Annotated in this window: 7 protein-coding genes and 1 pseudogene; 5 read left to right on the plus strand and 3 right to left on the minus strand. The window is 44.1% G+C overall.

Features of this window, described 5'->3' with window-relative positions:
- Positions 1-1,526 (plus strand): ribulose bisphosphate carboxylase small subunit (locus ACYTXL_RS29630; RefSeq protein WP_461927762.1); only part of this gene is annotated, 1,526 nt, incomplete at its 5' end.
- On the opposite strand, the gene ACYTXL_RS29635 is transcribed toward ACYTXL_RS29630, so the two are convergent.
- Positions 1,514-1,690: a hypothetical protein gene (locus ACYTXL_RS29635; protein WP_461927763.1), complete on the minus strand. Its 177-nt coding sequence runs from the start codon at positions 1,688-1,690 to the stop codon at positions 1,514-1,516. The two genes, ACYTXL_RS29630 and ACYTXL_RS29635, sit on opposite strands and share 13 nt — an antisense overlap.
- Between ACYTXL_RS29635 and ACYTXL_RS29640 the strand changes: the two genes are divergently transcribed.
- The 4 genes from ACYTXL_RS29640 (at position 1,689) to ACYTXL_RS29655 (ending at position 6,220) form a co-directional block, all read left to right on the plus strand.
- Entirely contained in the window at positions 1,689-2,468 is a 780-nt protein-coding gene (locus tag ACYTXL_RS29640; protein WP_461927764.1) for a transferase, read from the plus strand. The two genes, ACYTXL_RS29635 and ACYTXL_RS29640, sit on opposite strands and share 2 nt — an antisense overlap.
- Before the next feature lie 48 nt (positions 2,469-2,516).
- A complete protein-coding gene (locus ACYTXL_RS29645; protein ID WP_461927765.1) occupies positions 2,517-3,305 on the plus strand; it encodes a BMC domain-containing protein in 789 nt (262 codons plus the stop codon).
- Between the two features lie 237 nt (positions 3,306-3,542).
- A complete protein-coding gene (locus ACYTXL_RS29650) occupies positions 3,543-4,496 on the plus strand; it encodes a LysR substrate-binding domain-containing protein (protein ID WP_461927766.1) in 954 nt (317 codons plus the stop codon).
- Positions 4,497-4,591: 95 nt separating this feature from the next.
- Positions 4,592-6,220 carry a mucoidy inhibitor MuiA family protein gene (locus ACYTXL_RS29655; protein ID WP_461927767.1) on the plus strand — a complete coding sequence of 543 codons (1,629 nt, stop codon included), beginning with the start codon at positions 4,592-4,594 and terminating at the stop codon, positions 6,218-6,220.
- 333 nt (positions 6,221-6,553) lie between these two features.
- Here ACYTXL_RS29655 and ACYTXL_RS29660 read toward each other — a convergent pair whose 3' ends face one another.
- Both ACYTXL_RS29660 and ACYTXL_RS29665 read right to left on the minus strand, forming a co-directional pair.
- Entirely contained in the window at positions 6,554-6,754 is a 201-nt protein-coding gene (locus ACYTXL_RS29660) for a hypothetical protein (protein WP_334905540.1), read from the minus strand.
- Between the two features lie 82 nt (positions 6,755-6,836).
- Positions 6,837-6,959: pseudogene (locus ACYTXL_RS29665) on the minus strand (phosphate-starvation-inducible PsiE family protein); the annotation flags it as partial.
- Between the last annotated feature and the right edge of the window lie 93 nt (positions 6,960-7,052).

The following is a 7,052-nucleotide window of genomic DNA, read 5'->3' on the forward strand; positions in this document are numbered from 1 at the left end:
ACCAGCAACAAGCTGACCGTTTGCCAGATGTGCAAGATCAGGATAAGGAATTTGCTCATCATGTGGTTGGAATTAATCAAGCACTGCGAGCGGGTTATCTCTGTGCTGCGGATAGCAAATGTATAGCACCGATTCGGGATGAAATTGCTAAATCTTATACAGGTAGTAGTATTACTGTCTTAGAGTTGGAAAGGAGTAGTGAAGTGTCGAGCAATAGCTTGGGTGCAGAAACAATAGAGCAGTTGCGCTATCTATTGGAGCAAGGGTATAAGATTGGTACGGAACACGTAGACCAAAGACGGTTCCGCACAGGTTCTTGGACTAGTTGCCAGCCAATTGAACCGCGATCGCTGGGTGAAGCGATCGCAGCATTAGAAAGCTGTGTAAGAGAGCATAGCGGCCAGTATGTACGGCTGTTTGGCATTGACAAAGGTAGACGGCGCGTATTAGAAACCATCATCCAACGTCCAGATGATGATGTTAAACCAGCTACCAGCTTTAAAGCACCTGCTAGTCGTGGTAATGGCAGTTATCGTAGCAGTAATGGTAATGGGAACGGCTCTAGCAGTGGCAAAGTTAATGGTGAAACTGTAGAGCAAATCCGCCAACTTTTGGCAAGTGGTTACAAAATTGGCATGGAACACGTAGATGAGCGGCGCTTCCGAACTGGTTCCTGGACTAGTTGCAAGCCAATTGAAGCAACTTCCATAAATCAAGTAATCTCCGGTTTGGAAGAATGTATTGAAAGCCATCAAGGCGAGTATGTGCGTTTAATCGGCATTGATACCAAAGCCAAACGGCGGGTATTAGAGACAATTATCCAACGTCCAAATGGTCAAGTAGCCTCCTCCGGCAGTCAGAAATCATTTACTAGCAGTGCAGCACCCTATGCTACAGCAACAGCTACCAGTAGCCGCTTGAGTACTGAAGTCGTAGAACAGGTGCGGCAATTATTGAGTAGTGGATATAAAATTAGCATTGAACACGTAGATGAAAGGCGGTTCCGTACTGGTTCCTGGACTAGTACCGGTCAAATTCAAGCCTCCTCAGAAAGAGAAGCGATCGCAGCTATAGAAGGACACCTCGGCGAATATCCAGGGGAATATGTCCGCTTAATTGGGATTGACTCTAAAGCCAAGCGTCGGGTATTGGAAACGATTATTCAACGTCCAAATGGTCAAGTAGCCTCATCTGGCAGTCAGAAATCATTCACTAGCAGTACCCCCACTGCAACAGCAACAGCAACAGCAACAGCTACCAGTACCCGCTTGAGTACTGAAGTAGTAGACCAACTCCGGCAATTATTGGCTGGCGGCTCTAAAATTAGCATTGAGCACGTAGATCAACGGCGGTTCCGTACAGGTTCTTGGACTAGTACCGGTCAAATTCAAGCCTCCTCAGAAAGAGAAGCGATCGCAGCCGTAGAAAGGCAACTTGGCGAATATCCAGGGGAATATGTGCGCTTAATTGGTGTTGACCCCAAAGCGAAGCGTCGGGTATTGGAAACGATTATTCAACGACCATAGTAGGGAGTGGGGAGTAGGGAATTTTTCCACCACTCACTACTCCCCATAATAGGGAGTAGGAAATAGGGAATTTTAATATCCACCACTCCCCAATTCTCCATTCCCCATTCCCCACTCCCCAATTCTCCATTCCCCATTCCGGCTTGCGAGGTTAAAATTTCCATGTCTGTGCCGCTACTGCACCTCAGCAATAAATTTGATTCTTACATTAGTGGTGAGGTGAGTATTCATCCAAGCGCGGTACTTGCACGTGGAGTAATACTCCAAGCGGCTGTAAACAGCAAAATCATCATTGGTCCAGGGGTCTGTATTGGTATGGGAGCCATTCTCCAAGTCCATGAAGGAACCCTAGAGGTAGAAGCCGGCGCAAACCTGGGAGCCGGTTTTTTGATGGTTGGTAAGGGCAAAATTGGTGCAAATGCTTGCATTGGTTCGGCGACAACAATTTTCAACTATTCAGTTGAACCTGGACAAGTAATTCCATCTGGTTCGATTTTAGGAGACACCAGTCGCCAAATTGACCAAACAAAACAACTGGAACCAACTCCAAGTAACCCAGCTACAAATACACCACCGCCGAAGGAAGAGGAAAATGGCTTAGGTGGAGTTAAGGAAAAGGTAATTTCCTCAACTAACTTCTCAGCTTCGGCTTTTGTGGATTTCAAACAAAATAAGTCGATTTCCTTCTTTAAATCTTCCGTGACTCCAGAAAAACAGTCTCCTCCTGTGGAAGAACCGACTAAAGATGCTGACTCCAGCTTGGGGAAAGATGTTCAAGAGTCTACAGAACATGACTTAGACCCCAGTCAGCTAGCCACAGAATCGCCTAACGGTTTCGGGTCTCAGATTTATGGGCAAGGCAGCATACACAGACTCTTGACTACATTGTTTCCTCATAGACAATCCTTGAACAACCCAAACTCTGACAATCAGTCCGAGTAAGTGTTAATTGTAAGTTGTCGGCTTTTTCCGTATCTTGGAGAATTCATCATGGAAACATATAATCAACGGTCTCTCAATACCAGCCAGGGAGCGCATAGTTACGAAACCTACGAGGATACTGCTTTGGGTTTAGTTTCTACCCGCAGCTTTCCAGCGATCGTTGGTACAGCGGATATGATGCTGAAATCGGCGGGAGTTCACCTAGTTGGGTATGAAAAAATTGGTAGCGGTCATTGTACTGCGATCGTCCGGGGTGGAATTGCTGACGTGCGTCTGGCTGTAGAATCAGGTGTGCAAACGGCTGAACAGTTTGGTCAGTTGATTTCTAGTTTGGTGATTCCCCGACCTTATCCCAACCTAGATATAGTGCTTCCGATCACAACTCGTTTAACTAAATTGATGCAGGAGGGCAATTACAGCCGTCTGAGTAATCAAGCAATTGGTTTGGTAGAAACGCGAGGATTTCCCGCGATGGTAGGAGCGTGTGATGCCATGCTGAAAGCTGCTGATGTTCATTTGGCAGCCTATGAAAAAATTGGTGCGGGTTTGTGTACAGCGATTATTCGCGGTTCCGTAGCAAATGTGGCGGTAGCTGTGGAAGCGGGAATGTTTGAGGCAGAACGCATTGGGGAATTGAATGCAGTGATGGTAATTCCCCGACCTCTGGACGAAATGGAGCTAACCTTGCCATTAGCAAGTTGCTGGATAGAAGAACGTCAAGCGTTAAACTTGCCTGTGAATATTAAAGAACAAGTTGCGGAAATCGAGGTACTAAGATTACCAGACTTAACCAAGCTAAATACAAAAGTTACGGAAGAATTATGGAATGATGAATGATGAATTTGGAAAAATCCTCATTCAGCATTCATCGGGAAATAGAAGGCATCTTACGCTCTTATTGTTCTGATAATAGCTTCTTCAATCCATAAGTAAAATACCTTTATTTTAATAGAGATAATAGAGTTTTGTCTATAATAGAACTCGTAACTTTCTGTGAGCATCGCTATATCATTTGCCAGTGTTCAGCAATACTAGTTTTATATCTATTAATCGCTATATACAGGAGAATCACCTTTGAACCAAGCGACGCTGCACCAGTTAAAGGTGTTCGAGGCGGCGGCACGGCATAGTAGCTTTACTCGTGCTGCTGAGGAATTGTTTCTTACCCAACCTACCGTTTCTATGCAGATCAAGCAACTCACCAAATCGGTAGGGTTGCCATTATTTGAGCAAGTGGGAAAGCGGTTATATCTAACGGAAGCCGGACGGGAATTATTTGTTACATGTCGGCAGATTTTTGAGAATATAGCCCAGTATGAAATGAAGGTGGCAGATTTAAAAGGGCTAAAACAGGGACAATTACGCTTGGCTGTGATTACAACAGCAAAATACTTTATTCCACGTTTGTTGGGACCGTTTTGCGAACTTTATCCAGGGATTGATATCTCGCTGCAAGTAACGAATCACGAACAAATTTTGGAAAGGATGAGTCAGAATCTGGATGACTTATATATTATGAGTCAAATTCCAGACAATATAGATGTGACTTGTGAACCATTTTTAGAAAACCCTTTGATAGTCTTTGCACCGACTAATCATCCGTTATCCAATGAAAAAAATATTCCGATACAACGCCTGTCTAACCAACCTTTTATTATGCGGGAACCAGGTTCAGGAACTCGTCGCGCCGTCCAAAGGCTATTTGAAGAACAAGGGGTGACGGTAAAAGTCAAGCTAGAATTGGGAAGTAATGAAGCAATTAAACAAGCGATCGCAGGTGGTTTAGGAATTTCTATTTTATCGCGTCATACTTTACTATCAGACTCCTCAGAGTTTAGCATTTTAGATGTACAACACTTTCCCATTCAGCGAAATTGGTACATGGTATACCCATCTGGCAAGCAGCTATCGATCGTCGCTCGTGCCTATTATGAGTATCTCCTAGCTGCGACAAAGAATTTTGTACAGCAAAAAGCTCATACTGCTTCTAGTACGCTTGAACCAACTCCCGGTTCAAATAATTCATAATTACGAATTACGAATTACCTAAAGGGGTTGACGGTTAGACCAGGAAGCATTGACAATTAACCAGCAGAATCATTAGAAATGGGGGAAAACTGGCAGTGGTTAACCCGGAAATACCGTCTTGGCGCAAAACAGTACAAAGCGAGATTGTCGCTGTTAGTGTATATTCTGACAGAGCGCTGGTTACACGGCGAGGTGTAGTTGATTTAACAGGAATTGAACAGGAATTAGTAATTACTCCAGTGCCAGTGACTGTAGAAACTGAGTCTGTCAGGGTTAGCGGTGCAGGTACGGTAGGGGTGCGCTTGGTGGGAGTTAGTAGCGATCGCATTTACACCACTGAACCTGTAGGGGAGCGAGTAGCATATTTAACAAGGCAAATTCAGCAATTAGAAGCAGAAAAACGCCATCTGCAAGCCCAAGTGGATGCTTTAGCATTGCAGTCTAGTTTTATCGAAGGCTTACGTGAAAAAACAGAGGAACCATTTTCAGTGAGTTTGTCTCGCAAAAATCTCAGCCTCAGCGAAACTTTAGATTTCCTCAACTTTCTCGGAAGCCAGTATAGTGAGTATGCGATCGCATCTGGGGAGTGCAAAACCCAGCAGCAGGAATTAGACAAACAACTGCAAGCACTCCGCACCTCATTGCAAAAAATCCAAACACCCCATCCGAAAGAAAGTTTTAACTTAGTTGTAGCAGTTGAAGTTACGGGTGAAGGCGAATTTGAATTAGAGCTATCATACTTAGTGAATCGCGCTAGTTGGACTCCGCTTTATGACTTGCGCTTTAGTACTACCAGCAATATTGTGCATCTGAGCTACCTTGCAGAAATCACCCAAAGCAGTGGCGAAGATTGGATTGGTGCAAATCTCACCCTTTCTACCGCTAAACCCGGATTAGGTACACTTCCACCCAAACTTGAACCTTGGTATATTGATGCGCCACTTCCTCAAAGAGTGCGACGAAGATTTGAAGCCCAGCCACCACTGCTGCCTAGCATACCAGAACCGCCCGCTTCTACTGCCAGAGCAGATTGGGAAGAACAAGACGAAGTTACAGAGGATAGTCTAATCCCAGCAGAAACCATGACAGCAGAAGTATCCAAACAAGGAAGTGTAGTTACCTTCAAATTGAATGGTGGCAGTAACATTCCTAATGATGGCACACCCCATAAAACTACAATTTTCAATGATGATTATCCTTGTAGCTTCGATTATGTAGCAATGCCGCGCTTGGTAAGCTTTGCTTATTTGCAAGCTAATGTGAAAAATAGTCCCAACGGTGCGACTTTGTTACCAGGTAAAGCGAATATTTTCCGCGACAATGTTTTTATTGGGACAACTCAGTTAGATAATATTGCACCAGGGCAAGAGTTTAAACTGAATTTAGGAATTGACGAAGGTTTAAAAATTGAGCGCGATTTAGTTGAGCGTGTGGTAGACAAAAGATTGATTAGCAACCAGCGCCGGATTACTTATACTTATCGATTGATAATTACTAACTTACTCGACAAAGAAATAGATCTGAAACTAACTGAACAATTGCCGATTAGCCGCAACGAACAAATTAAGGTACGCCTCAGTCGCAGCAACCCACAAATTCAACTTGGTGAAATGGGGATTTTAGAATGGCAGTTAACTCTTCCACCACAGGAGCGAAGAGAGATATATTACCAGTTTAATGTTGAACATCCGCCGGAATTAACAGTGGTTGGGTTAGATATTTAAAGTCGAATGCGATTTTGCTTGCGGAAAACAGCGAGTTTTGCCCTCACCCCCAGCCCCTCTCCCAATATGGGAGAGGGGAGCAAATTCTCCAGTTCCCCGAATCCCAATATGGGATTCGGGGTTAGGGGACGAGGGCAACCCTATAACCCTTTTTTTACCTAACTTCTACCTTAAGTTGACACACATGAGCTTTTTCTGTGCCCCTACGACAGATGTGGTTCAAATACATGAAAACTGCTGTAAGAAAGCAATTAGGTATTTTGATATAACAGGAGAAGCAACGCAGCGATCGCTTGGCGGCAAAACTGTGAGAATTAAATATAGATCCAGATGCTATGGATCTTCCGGAAAAACCCATTTTGGCGGTTCTGTAATTTTTTTCCGCAGACGTTCTTGTGCCAACTCCAACATTTTGTCTAAGGGAGTCTCTTCAATAAATTTTGCAGTGGCCTCTCTAAACTCGATATTGGGGCATTTATCCCCTAAAACACAACCGTTAACACAGGCTTCGGCACAGTTAATTTTTTGCTCCACAGTCAATTCCTCTCTAAAAGTTATCAGTTACAAGTTAGAAGTTGTGAATTATGATTTTAACCCCTAACTCCTCACTCGCCATTTATTTAAGCGGTTGATTCTCATCACATTGAGGTGAATACTGGAATTCCAACTCATTTTGCCGTTCCCTACCTCCTCTATACGCAACCGGACAAACCTTAGTGTTAGCGCTCATACAATCCATCTGAGATACCCCATGCGTAAACGCAGGGGGTTCTAACTCACGGAGCGAGTTTCGTTTACCCTCACAGGTTCCGACTCCTCACGCGCTATTAGA

The sequence above is a fragment of the Nostoc sp. genome, assembly GCF_054880495.1.